The organism is Mesorhizobium sp. ORM8.1, assembly GCF_053005525.2.
The window spans coordinates 6743690-6767135 of record NZ_CM132600.1; the positions used below are offsets into that span (position 1 = coordinate 6743690).

22 protein-coding genes, 1 tRNA gene and 3 pseudogenes are annotated in these 23446 nt (G+C 60.2%); 13 read left to right on the top strand and 13 right to left on the bottom strand.

Translation table 11 applies throughout. The features are described from left to right. The first annotated feature begins 176 nt into the window (after window positions 1-176). From yajC to ACVDG8_RS33665, 7 genes and pseudogenes are all read left to right on the top strand, one after another. Window positions 177-518, top strand: coding sequence for a preprotein translocase subunit YajC (yajC, locus tag ACVDG8_RS33635; RefSeq protein WP_447252318.1), 342 nt, complete (start codon window positions 177-179; stop codon window positions 516-518). 82 nt (window positions 519-600) lie between these two features. Next, window positions 601-1575, top strand: a complete 975-nt coding sequence (locus ACVDG8_RS33640) for a SecDF P1 head subdomain-containing protein (protein WP_447252319.1) — start codon at window positions 601-603, stop codon at window positions 1573-1575. An 89-nt stretch (window positions 1576-1664) separates the two neighbouring features. Then, complete coding sequence (secDF, locus tag ACVDG8_RS33645; protein ID WP_447252320.1) at window positions 1665-4214, top strand: protein translocase subunit SecDF; 2550 nt, start codon at window positions 1665-1667, stop codon at window positions 4212-4214. Window positions 4215-4354: 140 nt separating this feature from the next. Continuing rightward, window positions 4355-4744: an Mth938-like domain-containing protein gene (locus ACVDG8_RS33650; RefSeq protein ID WP_447252321.1), complete on the top strand. Its 390-nt coding sequence runs from the start codon at window positions 4355-4357 to the stop codon at window positions 4742-4744. Next, window positions 4745-5593: a phytoene/squalene synthase family protein gene (locus ACVDG8_RS33655; protein WP_447252322.1), complete on the top strand. Its 849-nt coding sequence runs from the start codon at window positions 4745-4747 to the stop codon at window positions 5591-5593. It abuts the gene before it with no gap. Between the two features lie 80 nt (window positions 5594-5673). Further along, entirely contained in the window at window positions 5674-6099 is a 426-nt protein-coding gene (locus ACVDG8_RS33660; RefSeq protein WP_447252323.1) for a hypothetical protein, read from the top strand. Beyond that, a pseudogene (locus ACVDG8_RS33665) lies at window positions 6099-7048 on the top strand (sterol desaturase family protein). The gene ACVDG8_RS33660 and the pseudogene ACVDG8_RS33665 overlap by 1 nt, the downstream one beginning before the upstream one ends. An 8-nt stretch (window positions 7049-7056) precedes the next feature. Here ACVDG8_RS33665 and ACVDG8_RS33670 read toward each other — a convergent pair. The 5 genes from ACVDG8_RS33670 to ACVDG8_RS33690 form a co-directional block, all read right to left on the bottom strand. Next, window positions 7057-7383 carry a type II toxin-antitoxin system RelE/ParE family toxin gene (locus ACVDG8_RS33670; protein ID WP_455707398.1) on the bottom strand — a complete coding sequence of 109 codons (327 nt, stop codon included), beginning with the start codon at window positions 7381-7383 and terminating at the stop codon, window positions 7057-7059. Further along, complete coding sequence (locus tag ACVDG8_RS33675; protein ID WP_447257165.1) at window positions 7355-7555, bottom strand: hypothetical protein; 201 nt, start codon at window positions 7553-7555, stop codon at window positions 7355-7357. Before ACVDG8_RS33675 ends, ACVDG8_RS33670 begins: the two co-directional genes overlap by 29 nt. A gap of 170 nt (window positions 7556-7725) precedes the next feature. Beyond that, complete coding sequence (trmFO, locus tag ACVDG8_RS33680) at window positions 7726-9135, bottom strand: methylenetetrahydrofolate--tRNA-(uracil(54)-C(5))-methyltransferase (FADH(2)-oxidizing) TrmFO (protein ID WP_447252325.1); 1410 nt, start codon at window positions 9133-9135, stop codon at window positions 7726-7728. 372 nt (window positions 9136-9507) lie between these two features. Next, the gene (locus ACVDG8_RS33685) at window positions 9508-9651 is read right to left on the bottom strand and encodes a DUF1127 domain-containing protein (RefSeq protein WP_447252326.1); all 144 of its coding nucleotides are present in this window, start codon (window positions 9649-9651) and stop codon (window positions 9508-9510) included. A gap of 51 nt (window positions 9652-9702) precedes the next feature. Next, window positions 9703-9843, bottom strand: a complete 141-nt coding sequence (locus ACVDG8_RS33690) for a DUF1127 domain-containing protein (RefSeq protein ID WP_371012837.1) — start codon at window positions 9841-9843, stop codon at window positions 9703-9705. A 234-nt stretch (window positions 9844-10077) separates the two neighbouring features. On the opposite strand from ACVDG8_RS33690, the gene ACVDG8_RS33695 reads away from it, so the two are divergent. Both ACVDG8_RS33695 and ACVDG8_RS33700 read left to right on the top strand, forming a co-directional pair. Next, entirely contained in the window at window positions 10078-11202 is a 1125-nt protein-coding gene (locus ACVDG8_RS33695) for a DUF2157 domain-containing protein (RefSeq protein ID WP_455707399.1), read from the top strand. After that, window positions 11199-11780: a GDYXXLXY domain-containing protein gene (locus ACVDG8_RS33700; protein ID WP_447252327.1), complete on the top strand. Its 582-nt coding sequence runs from the start codon at window positions 11199-11201 to the stop codon at window positions 11778-11780. The genes ACVDG8_RS33695 and ACVDG8_RS33700 overlap by 4 nt, the downstream gene beginning before the upstream one ends. A 119-nt stretch (window positions 11781-11899) precedes the next feature. On the opposite strand, the gene ACVDG8_RS33705 is transcribed toward ACVDG8_RS33700, so the two are convergent. Further along, window positions 11900-11984: transfer RNA gene (locus tag ACVDG8_RS33705), tRNA-Leu, on the bottom strand. Between the two features lie 342 nt (window positions 11985-12326). Between ACVDG8_RS33705 and tig the strand changes: the two are divergent. Continuing rightward, window positions 12327-13815 (top strand): annotated as a pseudogene (gene tig, locus ACVDG8_RS33710) (trigger factor). Window positions 13816-13995: 180 nt separating this feature from the next. Continuing rightward, window positions 13996-14523: a hypothetical protein gene (locus tag ACVDG8_RS33715; RefSeq protein WP_447252329.1), complete on the top strand. Its 528-nt coding sequence runs from the start codon at window positions 13996-13998 to the stop codon at window positions 14521-14523. Between the two features lie 7 nt (window positions 14524-14530). Here ACVDG8_RS33715 and ACVDG8_RS33720 read toward each other — a convergent pair whose 3' ends face one another. The 7 genes and pseudogenes from ACVDG8_RS33720 to ACVDG8_RS33750 form a co-directional block, all read right to left on the bottom strand. Continuing rightward, on the bottom strand, window positions 14531-15145 hold the full coding sequence (locus ACVDG8_RS33720; RefSeq protein ID WP_447252330.1) for an isochorismatase family protein: 615 nt from the start codon (window positions 15143-15145) through the stop codon (window positions 14531-14533). Window positions 15146-15160: 15 nt separating this feature from the next. After that, window positions 15161-15325, bottom strand: a pseudogene (locus tag ACVDG8_RS33725) (JAB domain-containing protein); the annotation flags it as partial. A gap of 217 nt (window positions 15326-15542) precedes the next feature. Further along, entirely contained in the window at window positions 15543-15776 is a 234-nt protein-coding gene (locus tag ACVDG8_RS33730) for a DNA-binding protein (RefSeq protein ID WP_447252331.1), read from the bottom strand. A 296-nt stretch (window positions 15777-16072) separates the two neighbouring features. Further along, window positions 16073-16639: a malonic semialdehyde reductase gene (locus tag ACVDG8_RS33735; RefSeq protein WP_447252332.1), complete on the bottom strand. Its 567-nt coding sequence runs from the start codon at window positions 16637-16639 to the stop codon at window positions 16073-16075. A gap of 119 nt (window positions 16640-16758) precedes the next feature. After that, window positions 16759-18018 (bottom strand): CaiB/BaiF CoA transferase family protein, encoded by a 1260-nt coding sequence (locus ACVDG8_RS33740; RefSeq protein ID WP_447252333.1) that lies wholly within the window; start codon window positions 18016-18018, stop codon window positions 16759-16761. Further along, complete coding sequence (locus ACVDG8_RS33745) at window positions 18015-19499, bottom strand: aminotransferase (RefSeq protein ID WP_455707400.1); 1485 nt, start codon at window positions 19497-19499, stop codon at window positions 18015-18017. Before ACVDG8_RS33745 ends, ACVDG8_RS33740 begins: the two co-directional genes overlap by 4 nt. Before the next feature lie 420 nt (window positions 19500-19919). Beyond that, the gene (locus ACVDG8_RS33750) at window positions 19920-20888 is read right to left on the bottom strand and encodes a LysR substrate-binding domain-containing protein (RefSeq protein ID WP_447252335.1); all 969 of its coding nucleotides are present in this window, start codon (window positions 20886-20888) and stop codon (window positions 19920-19922) included. 263 nt (window positions 20889-21151) lie between these two features. On the opposite strand from ACVDG8_RS33750, the gene ACVDG8_RS33755 reads away from it, so the two are divergent. Further along, complete coding sequence (locus tag ACVDG8_RS33755; RefSeq protein ID WP_447252336.1) at window positions 21152-21643, top strand: flavin reductase family protein; 492 nt, start codon at window positions 21152-21154, stop codon at window positions 21641-21643. 525 nt (window positions 21644-22168) lie between these two features. Then, window positions 22169-23398 (top strand): NtaA/DmoA family FMN-dependent monooxygenase, encoded by a 1230-nt coding sequence (locus ACVDG8_RS33760; protein ID WP_455707401.1) that lies wholly within the window; start codon window positions 22169-22171, stop codon window positions 23396-23398. Window positions 23399-23446 lie beyond the last annotated feature (48 nt).

A 23446-nucleotide genomic window follows, 5' to 3' on the forward strand; every position in this document is an offset into this window, starting at 1 on the left:
TCTTTTCGCTGAGGCCGATGCCACCTCCGGCTGCGACGCTCTAGCACGCGCCAAACGGCTGGAAAAGCAATGGATTGGGCCGGACGCGCAGTTGCATTGGCAAGTTTAGCGACTATATTCCGGCCAAATTTCGCGGGACCGCGTTTGGCGGTTTTTCCCCATTCAGGAGTTTCTCGATGTTCGTCACACCGGCATACGCTCAAGGCTTCGGCGGCGGGGACTCATCTGCTACGTTCATCCAGATCGTGCCGTTTGTCCTGATCTTCGTGATCATGTATTTTCTGATCATCCGGCCGCAGCGCGCGCAGCTGAAGAAGCGCCAGGAAATGCTGTCGGCGGTGCGCCGCGGCGACACGGTGGTGACCGGCGGCGGTTTCATCGGCAAAGTGACCAAGGTGATCGACGACAACGAGCTGGAGGTCGACCTTGGCGGCACCAAGGTGACGGCTTTGCGCTCGACGATCTCGGAAGTGCGGGTCAAGGGCGAGCCGGTGGCGAACCAGAACGCCAAGAAGTAAGCGAAATCCCGACGGCGATGGCCGCGGGCAGGGTTCCGACGAACGGCGGCATATGGTCCATTTTTTGCGACTGAAGGTCATTTTGATCGGGCTTGCCCTGGTCTCGATGATCTTGGGCGCGTCGACTGCTTTTGCCGCTGACCAGCATATCCTGTTTCGCCTGAACCCGTCGGACCTGATCAAGAGCCGGCTGGAAGCGACGCGCGACGAGATCGGGACGCTGCTGCGCGGCGCCCAATCGAAGATCGACTACACCGGCCTTGCCGCGTCCGACCGGGCGGTTCAGATGCGCATCACCGACGCCAATCAGCTTGAGGCCGCCAAGTCGGCGCTCAAGACGGTGACCGGCCCCCGCGCCGACAGCGGTATCCAGGAAATGGCGCTGGATGACAGCGAGCCGGGTCTCCTGAAATTCACGATGACGGACGCCGGTGTGAAGTATCGGACTTCCGCGGCGCTGAAACAGTCGATCGAAGTCATCAAAAATCGCCTGCGCGACCTCAGTGTAGCCGATGCCGTGACCCGGCAAGCGGGCGAGGACGGCATCCTGGTCGAGGCGCCGGGCGCCACGGATCTGCAGGGCCTGGGAAAAACCCTCAACCGGCCTGGACGGTTGAGTTTTCAATTGGTCGACACATCGATGCCGGTGAATGATGCAATCAACGGTCGGCCGCCTGCAGGGTCGTCCGTGCTTTATACGCTGGACGATCCGCCGACGCCCTATCTTGTCGAAAACCGGGTACTCGTTTCCGGTAACCATGTGCTGGACGCCAACGCAACGCATAATGCAGTGAACGATGAGCCCGTGGTCTCATTCCGGTTCGATTCCAGGGGTGCTGAGCGTTTCGAGTGGGCGACGAGACAGTATGTCGGCAAGCCGTTTGCGGTGATTTTGGACGATCAGGTGATTTCTGCCCCCATCATTCGCGAAACAGTCAAGGGCGGCACCGGCCAGATATCAGGGAACTTTACCGACCTGGAGGCCCGGACGATTGCGCTGCTGATGCGCACCGGCGCGCTGCCGGCGCGATTGACAATCGTCGAGGAAGCACGATAGGGCCGGCCGTGGTTGAAATGACGACGATAGACAATAATCGAGCCGATGGCGGAACGCTGCCGCTGGTACGCCTGAACGGATAAGAACGAATGCTCTATTTCTCGCGCCTGAAGATGATCCTGATTTGGCTCGCGGTAGCCGTCACAGTGATCCTTGCCGCGCCCAATCTCTTCCCGGCAAGCGTGCTGGCGGAACTGCCGAGCTGGGTGCCGAAGCGGCAGATGACGCTCGGCCTCGACCTTCAGGGCGGCTCGCACATCCTGCTGCAGATGGATCAGAACGATCTGATCAAGGATCAGTTGGAGACGACGCGCGACGAGATCAGGTCACTGCTGCGCGATGCCAAGATCCAATATACCGGCCTCGGTGGAACGGGCCGGACGGTGCAAGTGCGCATCAACGATCCGAGCCAGGTCGAAGCCGCCAAGACGGCGCTGAAGCCGATAACCAACCCGGTTACAGCCGGGCTCTTTAGCGGCGGTTCGGTCCAATCGATGACGATGGACGATTCCGAGGCTGGGCTGTTGAAGTTCACGGTCACGGATGCCGGCATCAAGTACCGTACATCGACGGCGCTGTCGCAGGCGATCGAAGTGGTGGACCGGCGCGTCAACGCGCTCGGCACGACCGAGCCGATCGTGCAGCGGCAGGGTGACGACCGCATTCTGGTGCAGGTGCCAGGACTTCAGAATCCTCAGAAACTCAAAGACATGCTCGGCCAGACCGCCAAGCTGACCTTCCAGATGGTCGATACGTCGGTGCCCGTCCAGGATGCAATGAAGAACCGTCCGCCGCCCGGAGATTCGATCCTGTACTCGCAGGATGATCCTCCGGTTCCTTATCTGGTCGAGAACCGCGTGATCGTGTCTGGCGAAGACCTGTCGAATGCGACGCCGACCTACAACTCGCAGACAAACGAGCCGGTGGTTTCCTTCACGTTCAATTCCAGGGGCGCGACGCGGTTCGGCCAGGCGACCCAGCAGAATGTCGGCAAGCCGTTCGCCATCGTGCTCGACAATCAAGTGATATCGGCCCCGGTTATCCGCGAGCCGATCCTTGGCGGCAGCGGTCAGATCTCCGGCAATTTCACCGCCGACAGCGCCAACGACCTTTCCGTGCTGTTGCGGGCGGGCGCCCTGCCGGCAAAGCTGACCATCATCGAAGAGCGCACAGTGGGTCCAGGCCTCGGGCAGGACTCCATCCATGCCGGCAAGATCGCGGGCATAATCGGCTCGATCCTGGTCGTCGCCTTCATGTTCGTCGCCTACGGTTTCCTCGGCTTCCTCGCCAATATCGCTTTGGCGGTGCACGTGGCGATGATCGTTGGGCTGCTGTCGCTGCTCGGCGCCACGCTGACCCTGCCGGGCATCGCCGGTATCGTGCTCACCATCGGCATGGCGGTGGACTCCAACGTTCTGATCTATGAGCGCATCCGCGAGGAGCGGCGAAACGGCCGCTCGGTGATCCAGGCGATCGACACCGGCTTCTCCAAGGCGCTGGCGACGATTGTGGACTCCAACGTTACCTCGCTGATCGCCACCGTGGTGCTGTTCTGGCTGGGCACCGGCCCGGTCAAGGGCTTTGCCATCACCTACGCCATCGGCATTCTGACCACGGTCTTCACCGCCTTCACCTTCACCCGCATGCTGGTGTCGATCTGGCTGCGCCGCGCGCGTCCGAAGGAATTGCCGCGGGCACCCGTCACCTTCATCCCGCCGGGCACCAAGATCCCGTTCATGGGCATCCGCCGCTGGACCTTCGCGCTCTCCAGCCTGTTGTCGATCCTGTCGGTCGCCGGCTTCCTCACCCTCGGCATCAATTACGGCATCGACTTCAAGGGCGGCTCGATAATCGAGGTGCAGTCCAAACAGGGCGATGCCAACCTCGGCGACATCCGCAACCGGCTGTCCGAACTCAACATCGGCGAGATCCAGGTGCAGCAGTTCGGCGCGCCGAACGACGTCTTGATCCGCGTCGGCACGCAGGACGCCGGCGAGAATGCCGAGCAGACCGTCATCGACAAGGTGCGCGGCGAACTGCAGGACCAGTATGATTTCCGCCGCGTCGAAGTGGTGGGACCGACGGTCTCCGGCGAGCTTGCCAAGCAAGGTACGATCGCCATGCTGATCGCGCTGGTCGGCATCATGCTCTATGTCTGGTTCCGCTTCGAATGGCAGTTCGCGGTCGGCGCCATCATCGCCACCGTGCACGATGTGGTGATGACCATCGGCTTCTTCGTCATCAGCGGGCTCGAATTCAACCAATCGTCGCTGGCGGCGATCCTGACCATCATCGGCTATTCGCTGAACGACACCATCGTCGTCTATGACCGCGTCCGCGAGGATCTGCGAAAGTACAAGCGAATGCCGTTGCCGCAGCTCTTGAACAACGCCATCAACGAGACGCTGTCGAGAACGACGCTGACGTCGGTGACCACGACCCTTGCGCTGCTGGCCCTGGTGCTGTTCGGCGGCGAGGTGATCCGCTCCTTCACGATGGCGATGCTGTTCGGCGTGGTGTTCGGCACCTATTCGTCGATCTTCATCGCCGCGCCGCTGCTGATCCTGTTCAAGTTGCGGCCGCAGGCGGCGACGAACGAGGATGAAAAGCCGGCGAGCGGCAAGGCCGTGGCGACCTGAATCCGGCTAGCGCGTTTCACCGTTTCACGGAAACGGCGAAGCGCCCTGGCTCCTTGTTTTTGAAGCAATTCCGGACGGAGGGTTACGGCGAAGTCGCCGAACTTAACCGCTCACACTTTTCGGCATCATGCTCTAGACCCATGGCCAAAGGCATCATCATCCGCGAGGCGCATTTCCCAGGCAGGGCGCCGATCGAAGCCTATGGCAATGGCGGGTTCCGGTTTGCCGACATGTCGCACCGCGGATCGCTGCTTTGCCTGCCGTCCGGCATCCATGGCTGGGAGCCGGCCGATCCGCTGGCGTTGAAGGTCTCCGACTTCGACAGGCTGTTCGGCGAGGCCGGCAAGATCGAGATCCTGCTGGTCGGCATGGGCAAGGATCTGCGGCCACTGCCCGCCGCCTTGCGCGCCGCGCTGAGGGAGGCCGGCATCTCGGCCGATCCGATGTCCACCGGCGCGGCGGTGCGGACCTACAACGTGCTTCTGGCCGAAGACCGCGCCGTGGCCGCGGCGCTGATCGCCGTCGATTGAATGGCCGGCGCTCCAACCATCGTCATGGATGCGGCGCGCGCCGCCGACCATGACCGGTATCTCTCAGCGCTCTACGCACCCGCCGACAAGCGCGACAGGTTGTTTTCGCTCTATGCCTTCAATGCCGAGCTCGCCGGCGTGCGGGACCGCATCCATGAGCCCCTGCCGGGCGAGATCAGGCTGCAATGGTGGCGCGACGTCATCGCCGCTGAAGGGGACGCGGACACAGGCAATCCGATCGCCGATGCGCTGAGGGCGACGATTGCCGCCAGCGGTTTACCGAAGGCCGCTTTCGACAACATGCTCGAGGCGCGCATCTTCGACCTCTATGACGATCCGATGCCGTCTCGGACCGATCTCGAAGGCTATTGCGGCGAGACGGCCGCAGCACTCATCCAGCTCGCGGCAATGGTGCTCGATCCGGTAACGGCGCCGCGCTTTGCCGACCTCGCGGGCAGGGCCGGTTGCGCGCAGGCCATGACCGGGCTGTTGCTTCTGTTGCCGCTGCATCGTCGGCGCGGCCAGTGTTTTATTCCGTCCGATATACTGGCGGCGGCTGGCACCTCGCCGGAAGCGCTCGTCAAAGGCGAGGATGAGGCCGCGGCGAAGCGCGCCGTGGCGGCGATGACCGCCTTGGCGCGCGAGCACCTCAATGCGTTCGAGCAAGGCGCGCCGACGCTTCCCGTATCGCTGCGGCCGGCCTTTCTGCCACTGGCGCTGACGCGCGCCTATCTCGGCAAGATGGAGAAGGCGCAGCGGTCTGTGCTCGACTCGACGGTGCAGTTGTCGACCGTCCGCCGGCACTGGCTGCTCCTGCGTCACGCGATGCGGGGTTGGACGCCCCTTTGACGTAAACGTCAACCGTGCTAGGGATTCCGCCGACTGGACTCGCCGTGAAGAAATGCGAGCCAGCCGAGGAGACGCCTTTCATGAGCTTGCCCGTGCTCGTCATTCTTGTCGTGGTCGGCATTGCGCTGTCGGTTGCAGCCGTGCACTTCACCGGCGGCACGACGACCGCGACGCTTGCCAATGCCGACCAGGCACTGGTGCGTTTTGCCGAGGATTTTCCGGACGAGAAGCCAAGCGCCATATGGCTGACGGCGGACGGGCATAGCGCGTTCCTCGAGCTCGCCCCGCAACGCTGCGCCATCGTGCAGAGCATCGGCGACTGTTTCCTGACGCGCATCGTCACGCCACACGACATTCAGGCGCTGGCACGCGAAGGGAATGTCGTGTCCTTCAAGCTCAACGACTTCACTTGGAAAGGCGGCCGCTTTGCCTTTGCCGACGAGGCCGGCGCGCTCGCCGTGGCGGCAGCGCTGCAGAAACATGATCAGATGCGAAAGGCGGCGTGATGGACCAGTATAATTTCCCGCAGGTCACCCAGCTTGCCATTCCTTTCTTCGTCGTGGCGATCCTGATCGAACTCTGGCTGGTGCGCACCGGACGCGCCAAGGGATCGTTCGAGACGCGCGACACGCTGGCCAGCCTGATGATGGGCACCGGCAATGTCGTTGCCGGTATCCTGCTCGGCGTGGTGTCCTATTGGGCGTTGTTGTGGCTGTGGCAGTTCCGCGTCTTCAATCTCGGCCTGTCGGTTTGGGTGTTCGTCGTCGCCTTCCTGTTCGATGACTTGCGCTACTACGTCTACCACCGCATCGCGCATCGGGTGCGCTGGGTCTGGGCCGAGCACGTCAACCACCATTCGAGCCAGCACTACAATCTCTCGACGGCGCTCAGGCAGAGCTGGACCGGGCTGTTCACCTTTATGTTCGTGCTGCAGGCGCCGCTGGTGCTGCTCGGCTTCCATCCGGCGGTGATCGCCTTCGTCTTCGGCTTCAACCTCGTCTGGCAGTTCTGGATCCATACGGAGACGATCGGCAAGATGTGGGGCTGGTTCGAGTTGATCTTCAACACGCCCTCGCATCACCGCGTCCACCACGCCACCAATCCGCGCTATCTCGACGCCAACTATGCCGGCACGCTGATCATCTGGGATCGCATGTTCGGCACCTTCGTCGAGGAGTTGAAGAAGACCGGCCGCGCTACGGCATCGTCAAGAACATCGGCACCTTCAACCCGCTGAAGGTGGCTTTTCACGAGTGGATCGGCATGTTCAAGGACGCGCTGACGCCGGGGCTGACGATGCGCGACCGGCTCAACTACCTGATCAAGCCGCCAGGCTGGAGCCACGACGGATCGCGCGACACGTCCGAGACGCTGAAGGCGGCTTATGTGCGGAGAAATCCGGGAGAGGCGGGGAAGCCGGGGCTGCCGATGGCGGGTGCCGAACCGGCGGAGTAAATCATCTATCAAGATGGCTCGCCGCTACCTCGTATCAGCGCTTCGTAATCCCGGCCGCCATAAAAGACGCTGACGATGTCGACGAGATCGTCGGCGATGACATAGGCAATGACGGCCGAGTGCTCGAAAGGGACTATTCGCAACCCGGACGCGATATCGTCGCGGAGCGGCCGCCACGAGGGGTAATTGCCGATGCTCTGGCAACGCTGCTTGATCCGATCGACGAAACCGTTGGCGATATTTTCGCTGCCACTGCTCTTGAGAACGTAGGCGCCAATCGCTTCGAGATCGGAAATCGCGCCTTCGCTAAGAACGACGGCGAGACGCTTTATCATCACCGTCTCGCGCGAGGTGCGAAATCCGGCCCTTTACCCTGTCGATTGCCTCTTCGAGTGGAACGCCAGGCCTCGGGTCCTCGATCGACGCCTTCACCCGAGCCCTGATCGAGGCCATGCGCTCGGCATGTTCATCTTCCTCGCGTTGGAAAGCGCGAAGGGCTGCGCGAATGACTTCACTAGCCGAACCGAAAGACCCATCCTCTACCTTTTTCGCGGATCATGCGCGCCATTGCGGGGGTAACGGTGACGGACAGTTTCTCGGCGGATTCCATGGAGCGGCTCCTTTCAGGCAAGTAGGATAGTATCCTACTCTTGCAGCGGGTCCACCCGGAAGGCTCGCTACTCGGCAGCTTGCGCTTGTGCTGGCAGCCCCAACCACTCCCGGCAATCGGCTTGCGCACGCGACGTGATCGCATGGCGCTTGGCGACCGTCTTGTCCTTGCCGCGCAGGCGTTTGCCTTCTGTCTTGGGCGCTTCCACAGGCGGGAACAGGCCGAAATTGACGTTCATCGGCTGGAAGGAGCGTTTGCCTGGCTCATCGTCGGAGACGATGTGGCCGCCGGTGATGTGGTTGAGCAGCGCGCCGAAGGCGGTGGTAACCGGAGGCAGTGATGGCGCCTGGCCGAGCCGTTCGGCGGCGGCGAAGCGGCCGGCGAGCAGGCCGATCGCCGCGCTCTCGACATAGCCTTCGCAGCCGGTGATCTGGCCGGCAAAGCGCAGGCCGGGCCGCGATTTCAGCTGCAGCGATTGATCGAGCAAGGTCGGCGAGTTGATGTAGGTGTTGCGGTGCAGGCCGCCCAGCCGTGCGAAATCGGCGTTTTCGAGCCCCGGAATGGTGCGGAAGACGCGCACTTGCTCGGCATGCTTCAGCTTGGTCTGGAAACCGACCATGTTGTAGAGCGTGCCCAGCGCATTGTCCTGGCGCAGCTGCACCACGGCATAGGCCTTGACCGTCGGATTGTGGGCATTGGTCAGTCCCATCGGCTTCATCGGCCCATAACGCAGCGTCTCGACGCCACGCTCGGCCATCACCTCGATCGGCAGGCAGCCATCGAAATAGGGCGTGCCCTCCCACTCTTTGAACTCGGTTTTCTGGCCGTCGATCAGTGCCTGGACGAAGGCGAGATACTGGTCCTTGTCCATCGGGCAGTTGATGTAGTCCTTGCCGGTGCCGCCGGGGCCGACCTTGTCGTAGCGCGACTGGAACCAGCAGGTGTCCATGTCGATGGTGTCGAAATGGATGATCGGGGCGATCGCGTCGAAGAAGGCCAGAGCATCGGCGCCGGTGGCCTCGGCAATCGACTGGGCAAGCGAAGGCGCGGTCAGCGGTCCAGTGGCGATGATCGCCTGGTCCCAGTCCGCGGGCGGCAGTCCGGCCACTTCCTGGCGCTCAATGGTGATCAGCGGGTGCGCCTCGATCTTCTTCGTCACCGCATCGGAGAAACCGTCGCGATCGACGGCCAGCGCGCCGCCGGCCGGCACCTGGTTGGCGTCGCCGGCGCTCATGATCAGCGAACCGGCAAGCCGCATTTCGGCATGCAGCAGGCCGACGGCGTTGTTTTCGGCATCGTCGGAACGGAAGGAATTCGAGCAGACGAGCTCGGCCAGGCCATCGGTCTTGTGCGCATCGGTGCCGCGCACCGGACGCATTTCATGCAACACGACCGGAACGCCGGCTTGCGCGATCTGCCATGCTGCCTCGGAGCCGGCGAGGCCGCCGCCAATGACGTGTACAGGGTTTTTGCTCATGAGCGCCGGAATAATCGCTTGTTGTTGCGATTGCAATTGCCGGGCAATGGCGGGAAGCCCGAGCCCAAAACAACAACACCCGCCGGGGGAGGAGGTCCGGCGGGTGTCGTTTTTGGGGTCGATCCTCGGGAGGAGGTGGGGATCGACCGTATTCGTCATTGCCGGGGAGGAGGTCGGCTTTGACAAAATCTCTTGTCGCTCGGAAGACGAACTTCGTTCGCTTCGTAAAAGGGGCGAAACCCTTTGGGAAACAACGCCCGCCGCGGGAGGAGGTGCGGCGGGCGCCGTTTTGGTGGTCAACCCTCGGGAGGAGGTGAAGGCTGACCTAATTCGTCAGGGTCGGGGAGGAGGTCGACCCTGGCGAAATTCTCGTTAGACGGTCGCCTTGCGGGCGATCATCTTGATCTCGTCGCGGACGATGCCGAGATCATGGAGCTGGCGGTTCGAAAGGCGACCCAGCTCGGTAACGGTGTCGCGGTAAACGCGCCAGTTACGATAGTTGCGGATCAGGTTCATTGTCGTTCTCTTTTTCAAAACTGGTTCGGATCATTTGCGACCCGAAGAGGATTAGACCGCCTTGCGGGCGACGAAGTGGATGTCGCTGCGGCTGATGCCGAGGTCGGTCAGTTCACGGTTCGACAGGCGGCTCAGCTCGGAGACGGTGTCCCGGTAGCGGCGCCAGTTGCGGTAGTTGCGGATCAGGTTCATGGTAGTTCTCGTTTCGTCTTTGGTTCGGATCATTCCGTTTGTGTACGAACATAAAATAGGCGGGGTCATATCGATTTAAAAGTGCCGTTGGCGCATGGCAGCAATGCAAATTGTGCAATGCAACATTAACGGCCATTCACGCCTGCGCCACAATAAAGGCCGAATCGGAAAATGCCGCTGCGGCAACGGTTTGGCTGTTTCAATTGAAGAAATGACCGGGCTCGGGGGATAGGCATGGCGGGCTACGCGACACGGGTGAGGGCGGATATCGCGCGCTGGCGCGAGGCGGGGCTGATCGATCCGGCCACGGCCGACGCTTTGACAAGCGACGTCGCCGCTAATGAGCGCGCATCTTTGAGTTTCGGCTCGATCCTCGCGATGATGGCAGCCCTTCTGTTCGGCGCGGCGATCCTCATCTTCGTTGCCGCCAACTGGGACGCCATTCCACGCCTGACGCGCGTGGTCGCGCTGTTTGCCGTCATCCTTGCCGGCTATGTCGGCGGTGCTTTTTTGAAGACCCGCGACCATGCCGCGATCGGCGAGGCGCTGTGGATCATCGCCGCCGCGGCCTTCGGCGGATCGATCGCGCTGATCGGCCAGATGTATCATCTTTCCGGCGACGAGGCGTCAGCCCTGGTGACCTGGTGCGCGGGGACGGCGCTGGCGGCGGTCGCTCTGCGCTCGAACCCGCTGACGGTGGCGGCGGTCGGCATTGCCGATGCCTGGCTGTTCCTCAATGAGGGTGAAATCTACTGGCATGGGAGATTTCCGGATTTCTTCATTGTCGCGGCGATCGTTTTGTTCGCCATTTCGTTCTGGACGCGCAGCCAGGCCGCGCGCCACTTGATCATCCTGTCGATCATCTTCTATCTCTTCATGCGCGCTATCGATCACGATCACGACACGCTGCGGATCGCTGTGCCGCTGGTCATCGGCTCGGCGCTGCTCTTTGCTGCGGCGGTCCTCACGGGCGGTCCGATTGACAAGATCCTTCAGCTAGGCGGCCGGCTGCCGTTGCATGCCTTGATCGGCTTTCTCACCGGGCTGGCGATGATCCAGTTCGAGCTGACGGATGACAGCAGGTACAACGGTGGTTTCGCCATCGCCTCGATCATCGCGCTGGTCGGTATCGTCGCGGCAATCATGCTGGCAGGCCGCGAAAGCCGGGGCCTGCGCTGGCTGGCCTATGCCGGCTTCGCCTTCGAGCTTGCCATCATCTACATCGTCACCTTGCAGTCGATGCTCGACACCGCAGGCTTCTTCCTGGCCGCGGCGGTGCTGCTCGGCATCCTGGCGCTGGTCATCATCCGTGTTGAAAAACGCATGAAGGCGCCCGTGGAGAAAGGAGCGGTGGCATGACCGGCAAGAAACTGATCATCTCCGCGCTGGTGCTGGCGCTTGTCCAGATCGGCTTCCTCAGCTGGATCATCGCCGGGCGCGCGGCGATCCTGCGCAATGGCAAGGAAGTGCTCCTGAAAGTCGAACCGGTCGACCCTCGCGACCTGCTGCGTGGCGACTACATCTCGCTGAACAACAGCATTTCCCGGATTCCGGTGAAGCTGATCGCCAATATCCCGCAAGGCGCGGTTTCCAGCGATGACAGCTCGATCGTGGTGCGGCTGAAGAAGGGCGCCGACGGTTATTGGCAACCGACAGCAGCCTGGTTTGCAAAAGCGCCGGCGCCGGCCGGCGTGGACGAGGCGGATGTCGCTGGACATGTCGCGGCAGGTTGGGATCTGCGAGAACCGGACGCGACGATTTCGCCGGACTATGGCATCGGGCGGTTCTACCTGCCGGAGGGCGAGGGGATGGCAATCCAGAACGATATGCGGGTGCGACCGTTCAGCATCAAGCTCGCGCTTGCGGCCGACGGCACCGCGCAGATCAAGGCGCTGATGGATGGCGACAAGACGCTTTTTCAGGAACCGCTCTATTAAGGCTTTGGCGTTGACTCTTGGGGGACGCGCCGTCCTCCTTCGCCAAGGCTTCGGAGGACACCCTTCGCTCTGACGATCTCAGGGGTGGCCTGCCACCCGAAGCTCGTCAGAGCGAAGGGTGGTGCGGATGAAGGGACTCGAACCCCCACGCCTTTCGGCACTGGAACCTAAATCCAGGGCGTCTACCAATTCCGCCACATCCGCTTTCCTCGGCCATCCCATGTAGCCATCATTCTGTCAATGTCGGGGCTAAAGTCGTGTCTATCCGGCTAAACGCGAAGATAGTTGAAAATTAGCCTAGGCTGTGACAAAAGGCGTGTCGAATGTGACGGAACGTGAATTCCCGCTTCTGCAGCATGTGAAAAGTTTTATAAAAAACAAAGACTTATTCACAGTTTGAGAAGCGTAGTTCAGAAGAGTTTGAACCGCATCTGCGGTCAAATCGTCAGGTTCCGTACCAAAAGCCATTTCCGGCAACATCATACCGGCGGCTATGAACGGTTAAGACCGTTCGGCTGCCTCATTGACGAAGACAAAGGTTTTAGGATGCAGGTCACCGAAACGCTCAATTCCGGTCTCAAGCGCGAGATCAAGGTCACCGTGCCGGCCGGTGACATGGAAGCCAAGCTGATGGCTCGGCTGACGGACGCCCGTGACAAGGTAAAGATCAACGGCTTCCGCCCCGGCAAGGTGCCGGTGCAGCATCTTCGCAAGATGTACGGCAAGTCGTTCATGGCCGAGGTCGTCAACGAGATCCTCAACGATTCGACCCGTTCGATCATCACGGGCCGCGGCGAAAAGGCCGCCATGCAGCCCGAAGTGATCATGACCGAGGATGAAAAAGAGGCCGAGAAGATCCTGGCCGGCGGCAGCGACTTCGAATTCAGCCTCAACTACGAGGTCATCCCGGCGATCGAGATCAAGGACTTCTCCGACATCAAGGTGACGCGTCAGGTCTATGACGTGCCGGATACGGAAGTCGAGGATCAGGTCAAGCGCGTTGCCGAATCGGCGCGCAGCTACGAGCCGAAGACCGGCAATGCCGCCGAAGGCGACCGTGTCTCGATCGACTATGTCGGCAAGATCGGCGGCGAGGCCTTCGCCGGCGGCGCCGGCACCGACCAGCCGCTGGTGCTCGGCTCCAAGGAGTTCATCCCGGGCTTCGAGGACCAACTGATCGGCGCCAAGGCCGGCGACGAGACGCAGGTCACCGTCACGTTCCCGGAAAACTACCAGGCGGCGCATCTGGCCGGCAAGGAAGCCACCTTCGACGTCACCGTCAAGGAAGTGTCGGCGCCCGGCGAACTTGAGATCAATGACGAGACGGCGAAGAATCTCGGCCTGGAGTCGCTGGAGCGTCTGCGCGAGATCGTGCGTGGCCAGATCGAGAACCAGTTCGGCGCGATGACGCGCCAGAAGGTGAAGCGCCAACTGCTCGATCAGCTCGACGCTGCTTATTCGTTCGAGGCACCCTCGAAGCTCGTCGAGGCCGAGTTCAACAGCATCTGGGCGCAGGTCAACCGCGACCTGGAGGCCGCCGGCCGCACCTTCGCCGACGAAGAGACCACGGAAGAAGAGGCGCGCGCCGAATACATGCGCCTTGCCGAGCGCCGCGTGCGTCTCGGCCTGGTGCTGGCCGAGATCGGCGAGAAGGCCGGCGTCACTGTCTCGGACGAAGAGCTGCAGCGCGGCCTGCTGGAGCAGGTGCGCCGCTTCCCGGCCAACCAGCAGCAGGAAGCCTTTGAATTCTACCGCAGCAATCCGGAAGCCATCAACGCGTTGCGCGCGCCGATGTTCGAGGAAAAGGTGGTCGACCACCTGCTCGGCCAGATTTCGGTCACCGATGTCAAGGTCGGCAAGGAAGAGCTGATGGCCGACGACGAGGAGGCCGAGACCGACCAAGGCGAAGCCGGCCAAGAAGGCTGCCTCGAAGAAGGCAGAGGCCAAGGCAAGTGAAGCCAAGGCGGGCGAGCCCGCCGAGGAGCCGAAGAAGAAGGCCGCGCCGAAAAGGAAGGCCGCCGAGGAAGCCGAGTAAACACGGCGCAGTACCGTGATTTCGAAAGGCCGCCTCTCGGGCGGCCTTTTTCATTGTGGGGCCGTTGATTGTGGCCGCGCGGCAACACATTGAGACTGTCTTGACGGTCTGCCGCTGGCGATACGAACCGTTGAATATTATCTGCGCTTCATCGCATTCGCAGGGCGTTTGGAGGCACTGGTGAGACTGGGGTTCATGATGAGAGACGTGGTCGTTGCCGCGGCGCTCTTGTTTGCCGCGACCAACGGCGCCGCAACGGCCGAACCGGACCTTGGCAGCTGGCGTGTCGACACCGGCGCCGACGGCCAGGTCACGGCATCGCTCCACGCCAGCAACAAGCTCATCACCGGGGGTGGCGCGCTGGGCTACAGTCCGGTGCTGACATTGGCTTGCCGGCCGGACGGCGACCCGCGCTGGAGCGAATGGCTGCAACTCAACGATTCGGTTTCGGCCACCCACAAGATCACGATATCGGTCGCGGTCGATGGCGGCAGCAAGTTCGACGAGAGCTGGGCGGTTGGCCGACGCGGCAGGCAGTTCGTCAGGGACGGAGATGACGGCATCAAGCGGCTGGTTTCGGCCAACCGACTGACGCTGTCATGGCGCTTCGGCTTGCTGTCTGGACGAGGCGAGGCCGATTTCGAGCTTGCCGGCCTCTCCGAGGCAATCGGCCAGATCGCCGCAAGCTGCAAGACCGATCCGCCTTGAGCGCGGGTTAGAACGATCCTTCCAGCTCATCAGCCGTCATCACGCGTCCGAACACCTTGCCGATAATACGAAGCGTCGCGTCGTGCGAGGCCTCATCCAATCCGCCATTGGCGTCGCTGATGAAGGCGACCTTGTAGTCGCGCATGAAGGCGCTGCGTGCCGTGGATTCGCAGCAGATGCTGGTGACGGTGCCGATGATGATGACGGTGTCGACCTGGCCGGCGCCGCGGATGTTGCGCAGCACCGTTTCAAGCTGGGTGTTGTGGAACGCATCGTAGCGATGCTTCTTGATGACGACATCGCCGGGCAGCGGCGCGAGCCCGGCGACGATCTCGGTGCCGGCGCTGCCTTCCCGCATCCCTGTCGCCTTCAGTCTCGGTTGATAGGCGGTTTCGAGCGGCGAGATGTTGAAATGGTCGTTCAGCACATGCTGCGTGTAGATCACCGGGACGCCGGCGCCACGGCACAGTTCGATCACCTGCCGCATGGCCGGGATGCGATGGCGCGCCATCGCCACCTCCATCACCGCGCCTTCATCGACGAAGTCGTTTTGCATGTCGATGACCAGGAGGGCGGCGCGCGCTCGGTCGAGCGGCCATGGCTCATTGCCGTGCTGCGGCATGTCGGCTTCTTCCTGTTAGATCAGCAGCAGGCCCTTCATCGAGGCGTTGCCCTTGCGGCCGATGATGATGTGGTCGTGGACGGCGATACCGAGCGGCTTGGCCGTATCGATGATCTGCTTGGTCATCTCGATGTCCGCGCGCGATGGTGTGGGATCCCCGGAAGGATGATTGTGCATCAAACCACTATGAACAGATTCATGATATTTATCAATTACTTGTGATCTGCTTCTGGAAAGGTGGTGCCGGTAGCTGGGGCATGTGTCGAGTGACAACTGGTGATTTTTCACGCTTGGACATGGTCGCATTTGCTCAGTACTCTGACGTCCCGATCAACCACGGATTCCGAACGCTTATCTATCTAGCCAGCGACCTCGGAACGACTGAACTGCCTCTCTGCTACTCTGGCGGTGCCGCCTTTTCCCGCGGCAGTTCGCGTGTGGGTCTGCAGACGACGAGGATCGATTTGTCCCAGCGATCCAACTCGCCGCTCGGATAGAGGATTGCTTTGCCGATCTTGAGGAACGATGGCCCGATCCGCATGCAACGCCAGTTGCGAAGAGTCCCTTCGGTTACCTGTCCGCGATAGCGAGCGATGACTTCTTCAGGGGTGAGGTAGTTCGGGTCCGGCATGGGCGTTATCGATAGCAGAGTTGTGCAACAGCTTGTTGCACCCGCGACCCCATCGGATCGAGACCTGAGGAGAATGCCGGCGCCGTCACCGCGGACTTCTCGTCGTGACCCGAAGCTGCCCAATGAAGGGCTCAGGCGTTGACCGCTTTACGCCACATCCTAGCCTTTGAAACACGTCTTGAAGTGTTCGGAAGCGGACACTAGCGGCGAAGCGATGCAGGTGGGGCGTAAGGGATAGTCCACAACGGAGGTGATCTAGTGGAGCATGCCTTTGTCCGCAAATGAGCCTTCAACACTCATTCGAAACGGCAAGCTTCCTCAGGATCAAGGCGTGGCAACCTCGATGAGCGACTGACCTGCGCTTCGTAGCCCAGGTTGATCAGGAAGTTGCTCTTCCACGACGATCCCGCGAAGAAAGTACTGTCGACAAGCTTGTTGTCGAACCCTGACATCGGACCAGCCGCCAGGCCAAGCATGCGTGCGGCCATGATCAGGTAAGCGCCCTGAAGGCTGCTGTTTCGGAAGGCGGTTTCCCAAGCTACCTGGGGGCTGGACGTGAACCATGACCTGGCGTCCGTGTGCGGATAAAGCTTTGGCAGGTATTCGTAGAACCTCTCATCATACGCGACTACGACCGTGACGGGAGCAGACATCGTCTGGTCGACATTGCCGCGGCGCAGCGCCAGCCGCAGCCGCTCCTTGCCTTCTTGCGTGGATATGAACACGAACCGCCCCGGAGAGCAGTTCGCCGACGTGGGGCCTAGGCGAAGCAGGTCATAAAGTTCCAGCAAGAGCTCGTGGTCGACACGTCTTCCGTCCCACTGGGTTGCGGTTCTCGCGTTTCGAAATGCAAGGTCGAGCATCTCCTGACTTGCTATCATTGTCCGTCCATCGAGCATAACCGCGGCCACAGAGTTAGCGAACCTGTCGTCCCTATTTGGAGTTAGCCCCAAGGCAGCGCCTTTGGGCTCCATTTCAACCCCTACGGAAAGATGCCTATGACGCCGTCCTGGCGTAACTGGCGAATGCGCTCCGCCTCGTAGCCGAGGACCTTCGACAGCACCTCGTCAGTATCCTGACCCAGCATGGGTGGCGCGACATAGGATCTGCCTCTTTGGGCCTCCATTCCATGCGCGGGGCCGACGAGAGAAACAGGGCCCATTTTTGAGCTGTGCACGGTCTGGACCAGATTCCTTGCCGCCACGCTTGGACTCGTCATTGCCTCTGCGACGCTACGAACCATGCCGGCAGGAATCCCCGCGGCATTGCACGCGGAGATCCAATGGCTGCTGGTGCTGCCTTGAAAGCACGGGGCCAACAGCGGAATGAGTTCCGATCGGTTCCTCGCGCGAGCGGCTGCCGTCTTGAAACGCAGGTCTTCGGGAATGGCAGGCCTGCCGATTACGTGTTTGCACAATGCGCTGAACTGCTTGTCGTTTCCGACCGCCAGAACAAACTGCCCGTCGGCCGTTTCGAACACCTGATAGGGAACCACCGTGGGATGCGTGTTGCCCATACGAACAGGGGTTTCACCGGTGTTCAGATAACCGCTGCCAAGGTTGGCCAAAAGGTTCAGGGCGCATTCAAACAGCGAAATGTCTATAAATTGCCCCTTGCCCGTGCCATTCCTTTGGTACAGCGCTGCCAGAATCGCTTGCGTGGCTATCATTCCACAGGCGATATCCGTGATCGCAACGCCCATTTTCATGGGATTTCCGTCTTGTTCTCCGGTGATTGACATCAAGCCGCACTCGGCCTGCATCACGAAGTCATATCCAGGCCTGTCTGATTCCGGACCAGATTTGCCGTAGCCCGAAATCGAGCAATAGATGATGCTCGGATTGATGCCGGACAGAGATTCATAGCCAACGCCGAGCCTATCGGCCACGCCGCTTCGAAAATTCTCTATGACGATATCTGCCTGTCTTGCCAGGTCTCGTACTGTTTCCAGGCCGGCAGTCTTTTTCAGGTCGATAGCGATACTCTTCTTACCGCGATTGGCTGCCAGAAAATATGTCGACACGCCATTGTAATTAGGGACGGACCAAGCTCGTGTATCGTCACCCCCGTCGAGGTTTTCAACTTTCCATATGTCGGCGCCCAGATCCGACAATGTCATCGTGGCCCAAGGTCCGGCCAGGACGCGCGAGAGGTCGAGAACCTTTACACCATCCAGAGGCATCGCCCTTGGAGGCGGCGCCTGCCTGGCATCAAAGTCGATTTCCTGTGTCACACCGGTCATCGTAAAATCTTCGCGTTACAGGGGGTGTGGCCCGGCCCGGTTGGATCAGGCATGCTCCACTGGGTTAACCGGACCGTGGCTCGAAACGTCGCTATGCTGCCAATCCGCGATGGGGACCGAACTTGCTTTCGGCTATGCGCAGGGTCTTTTCGAATTTTTCGACGATTTCCTCGATTACGGATCTCGTTCGCGATCAGCGGCGGGCAGAATCCCACGATCTCACGCATCATCCTGATAATCAGGCCGTGTTCGTAGGCCGTCTGCTGGACATAAGGGCCGACCATGCGCTGCTGACTGAACGCTGCGTTTGTCTGCGGGTTCTCGACTAGCTCGACCGCGCGCATAAGGCCGCTGCCGCGAATATCGCCCACGATAGGGGAGCCCTTGCATGCTTCCCGTAGCATGCCGTCAAAGATGCCGCTCATCGCCCGCACATGCGAGACGACGTCCATTTCCTCGTAGATCGCTATCGTCTCCAGAGCTATTGCCGCGCCCACGGGATGGCCACCGTTGGTGAAGCCGTGTCCAAGCGAACCACCATTTTTGTTGAAGCTCTCGATCGCCTCGTAAATTTCGGGAGAAATCACAACCGCGGACATCGGGAAATACGACGATGTTATGCCCTTGGCGAACGACATCATGTGGGGCTTCATCCCCACGGTCTCAGCCCCGAACCAGTTCCCCGTGCGGCCGAAGCCGCAAACGACTTCGTCGTCCAGGAGCAGGATGTCATACTTGTCGAGAACAGCCTTCACAGCAGGGAAATATCCGTCCGGTGGGACGATAATGCCGCCGCCGGCATTTACCGGTTCGGCGATGAAAGCGGCAATCGTGTCGGGACCCTCGCGCAGGATCAGGCGCTCCAACTCAGTGGCCAGCCGCTTCACGAAATCGTCGTCGCTCTCACTCTCGAGGCGAACGCGGAAACTATTTGGGCACAGAGTGTGAAGAAACCCCGGCAGCGGCAAACCAAACTCGCGGTGCATAAACTCCAGTCCGCACATCGAGCTGGCCACAATAGTGGACCCGTGAAACGCCCTGTCGCGAGCGATAATTTTTCTCTTTGTTGGCTTGCCTCGCGCCGCATGGTATAGCCATGAAAATTTTACCATTGTTTCGTTTGCTTCGGACCCGGAGGTGGCAAAATAAACCTTACCGCCACTGAAGTTAGTCAATTCAATAAGCTTCTTTGCCAAAAGTGAGATCTTGTCGTTCGTTCGACCATAGAACGAGTGGTAGTATCCAAGTTCATTATACTGTCGGAATGCGGTATCGGCGAGCCGTTTGTTGTTAAAGCCAAGCGATGCGCACCACAGCCCGCCCATTGCGTCGACATAGCGGTTCCCGTGCTCGTCTATAATGTGGCAGCCGTCACCGCGGGACGCGATATAAGGCCCTGCTTTGACGTGGGTTTGAGGATTCGTCTGCGAGTGCAGATGAAATGCGATGTCGATCTCGCTCGTTCCAGCCGGTGAAGCCAAAGTCGTTCCCTCTCAGATTGGTTCTGGAGCGCCCCGATGGGTGCTGGCGCAGGTGAATGTGGGAGCCACAATAATGGTAATAAAATCGAGTTTCAATCTTTTTCAGAGACGCTGCGATTTTTCTTTCTTCGTCTCAAAGGGATGCAAAATCGCCAAGTTTTCGTTATTTTTAGAACTAGGTTTTGATTCATGGCTGCGCAAGTGGCCATGCGATCGCCGATTTTAGTCGACTGATTTTGCGCTATTTATCCGTTTCGATGCCGCGCGCTAACGGAGCTCGATGACGACGCAGTGCTGGGTTTGGCTTCGAGCGGAGCCAAAACGCGTCTAGAGGCCCATCACGCTGGTGGGGCCATGACGTTGATCGCGTCCATATGCTCATTGAGGTACGGGACGCGTGTCATCGGACAAGGTTGGCCTTCATGTCTGCGGACTTTGAATTTCCGACAGGAGGTGTTCGCTGTTTGTCAGCGCCGCATCTCGGCGCATCCTCTCGTAGAGCCATGTCCGGAACTTTTCGCAGCCTTGTTTGCGCACCTGTCCACTCGGCTCGACGACATAGTAATCGGACGACCGCACCCTGTACGGCGGGAGATCCATGGCTGGTACCAGGACACCGCTCGTGAAAAGATCGTCGACCAACGGGCTGCCGCCCAATGCGATTCCCTGGCCGCTAAGCGCCGCCTGCATGAGAACCGAGAAGGTATTGACCATGATTTGGTGCTTGCCTCTGGCGACTTCGACGCCGTGGGCATGAAACCAGTCGCTCCAGCCGCTGCCTTGTGCCGAACGCCCCTCGATCCCAAGCAGCATCTCGCCCAACAGGTCGGCTGGCTGAGCGGGGCGTTTGCGGCCTTCCCAGTAGGTCGGGTGGCAGACAGGGGCCACCTCGCAACCCACCAGGAATGTCGCGGACATGGACGGCCATGAGCCTCCGCCGAAACGAATTGTCATATCTATCCGCTGTTTGGAAATGTCGACCAAATCGTCATTCACCGCAAGACGCAGATCGACTTCCGGATTGGTCTTGCTGAACTCGGCAAGCCGAGGCGCCAGCCAGTAGGTGCCGAAGGCGTGTGTCGTGCCCACGACAATTGCTTGCGGGTCGCTCAATTCCCGCACCCGGTTCGCAAGCGAAGCGATCGCCGTTAGATGACCTGGCAGTGACGAATTCAGCATCGCGCCGGCAGGAGTTAGCTCGACAGCCCGGTGCCCTCTTTCGAAAAGAGGGATCTGGAGAAAGGTCTCCAGTTCCCGGATCTGCCGGCTGATGGCGGCCTGTGTGATGTTGAGTTCATCGGCCGCCTTGGTGAAGCTCAGCAGCCGCGCTGCCGCTTCAAACGAAATAAGCGACACCAGAGACGGCATACTTTTGCGCAGCAGGGACATAACGAATTTTAATGCCCAACGGACAAAATTCGCAAGCCGCCTGGTCGTTGCCGGGGCCATCCGACGTTCGAATGCGTCTGGCGCGCCTTTCTGCAAAGCCTTTCGTGAACGGCAGAGCCACAGCTTTCCTAGCTCGTCAGAGAAGCTATCCTTCGCTGACATATGGAATTGTTATGGGTCCGTGAGAATTTTCGCGGTTTACGCACTCGGTCGCCGACTGCATGTTTGATGGACCGAAAGCACGATCACAGGACATGCCCAGCATGAACGCCCCCGTCCTCGTCACACCGGATCTGTTCAAGACGGTTTCCAGCCATTGGCCATCCGGCGTAGCCGTCATCACCTCAACCGCCGGCGATGGCAGTCTGCATGGCTTGACCATGAGTGCCGTCATTGCTCTGTCTCTGGATCCGATGCAGTTCCTGATCTCGCTGGACCGGACATCCAACACGCTGCCGGTACTCAAGGCGACAAAGCGTTTCTGCATCAACTTCCTCAGCAGGGATCAACGCGACATCTGTATGCTGTTCGCCAGCAAGGCCGCCGATAAGTTCGCCTCCGTCAGTCATCGGTTCTCCGATACGGGGCTGCCCATAATTGAGGGGGCGGTTTCCTGCGTCAGCTGCGATGTGAGCAGAATTATTCCGAGCGGCGACCACGAGATCATGATTGGCGACGTAAGCGACATCAAGCATTTTGGCGGCGAACCGCTCGTCCATTTCAAGAGATCGTTCCACTCAATACAGCCTGGCTGAGCGGACTGTCCGGAATTCGAAAATCGCACGCAAATGGATGCTGGCCGTGTTGGTACGCGCTGCCACGGCAATCTCTATCTTTGTTCGCCTGCCGGTTCCCGTGAGCGGCTATGTGAGAGGCTGTCAACCGAATTCGCGCACGACGTCCAGTTCAGCATCCGGGAGGCAGTGCCAACAGCACCATGCCGGGTAACGCTCAACGCAACTTGAGTCGTATAAAATCGATAAAATTCACATTGCGGTCAAAATGAGTTTGCGAGCTTGGGTGTAACGAGGGCGGGCCGCTTACGATGATCGATGGCTGCGCTTCCAGCCTAAATACCGTCAAATACGCCAAGAATCGCGGATTTCGACATGAGGAAGAGACGTCAAAGCTACATCAAAGGGCGAGAACGCAAAATTCACGGCTTGCTAAAAAGTGAATTGAATAGCAGATAAAATTATCGTTAAATGAAATCCAAGTTGCGGTAGTTCCGCCTTCAGCTGGCGGCAGCGCCAAACTTGATCTGAGGAGCAGCATTGGAAATGGCCGCACGCAACATGCATTTTGTTGGGTTCGTTATCGCCGGCCCGACCTGGCACCATTATGGCAGCTGGAGGCACCCCGAAAGCGATGGATTGGACGCTCTGGATCCGGCTCGATACGAGGAGATCGCAAAGACTCTCGAGCGTGGAAAGTTCGACGGCTTGTTTTTCGTCGACTACATGATGCTCTTTGACACGTTTGGCGGTGGCTTCAGGACGAACTTACGAGAGGCTGGACAGCAGTGCATGCTTGAGCCGACGCAGCTGCTCGCGGCCATGGCGCGGGTAACGAGCAAAATCGGCCTTGCCGCAACAATGTCGACCACCTTCTATCACCCATTCCATATAGCGCGGACCTTTGCCACGCTCGACCACATCAGCCGCGGCCGGGCAGGGTGGAATGTGGTGACGTCGTCAATGGAGAGAGAAGCCAAGAACTTTGGCTTGGACCGCCTCCCGGACAAATCCATCAGATATGACCAGGCCGATGAGGTCATGGAGGCGTGTTTCGAACTTTGGAATAGCTGGGAGAAAGACGCGATCGTTGGTGACCGCGAGAACAATGTCTACGCCGACCCGGACAAAGTTCATTACGTGAATTACCAGGGCAAATATGTCCGTACGTCCGGCCCCCTCACGACGCCGCATTCTCCCCAAGACAGGCCCGTTATCATGCAGGCAGGATCTTCCCCGAGGGGAAGGCAGTTTGCCGGACAATGGGCTGAAATCATATTCACGCTGCAGAATACGAAGCAGCACATGCAGGAGTTTTACAAGGACATCAAAACGCGCCTTGTGAACAATGGCCGCGCGGAAAACGAATGCGCAATCCTGCCCGCAATTGACGTTGTTATCGGTGAGACGGAGTCCATCGCAAAGGAGCGGGCCGAGGCCATAAACTCCTATGCTAGCGCTCCCCTGGGCGTTGCGGAAATATCGAACGCGCTTGGCATGGACATGTCGAACACGCCGTTGGACAGCCGCCTCGAGGATATGGAGCTTACACAGGGCTGTCGCGGCATCCTCGACGTAATGTTGCAAGGCGTGAAGTTGGCGAACCTCACTCTTGGCGAGGCGGGCAAGGCCTGGGCTGTCAATCAAATGACGCCCCAGATCGTCGGAACCCCCTCCATGATCGCCGACAAGCTGCAGGACCTGTTCGAGACCGAGTGCTGCGACGGCTTCATGCTGTGCCCGTCTTCAGCCCGGGCACCTCCCAGCAATTCGTAAAAACCGTTGTGCCGGAGCTGCAGCGGCGCGGAGTCTATCGGAAGGACT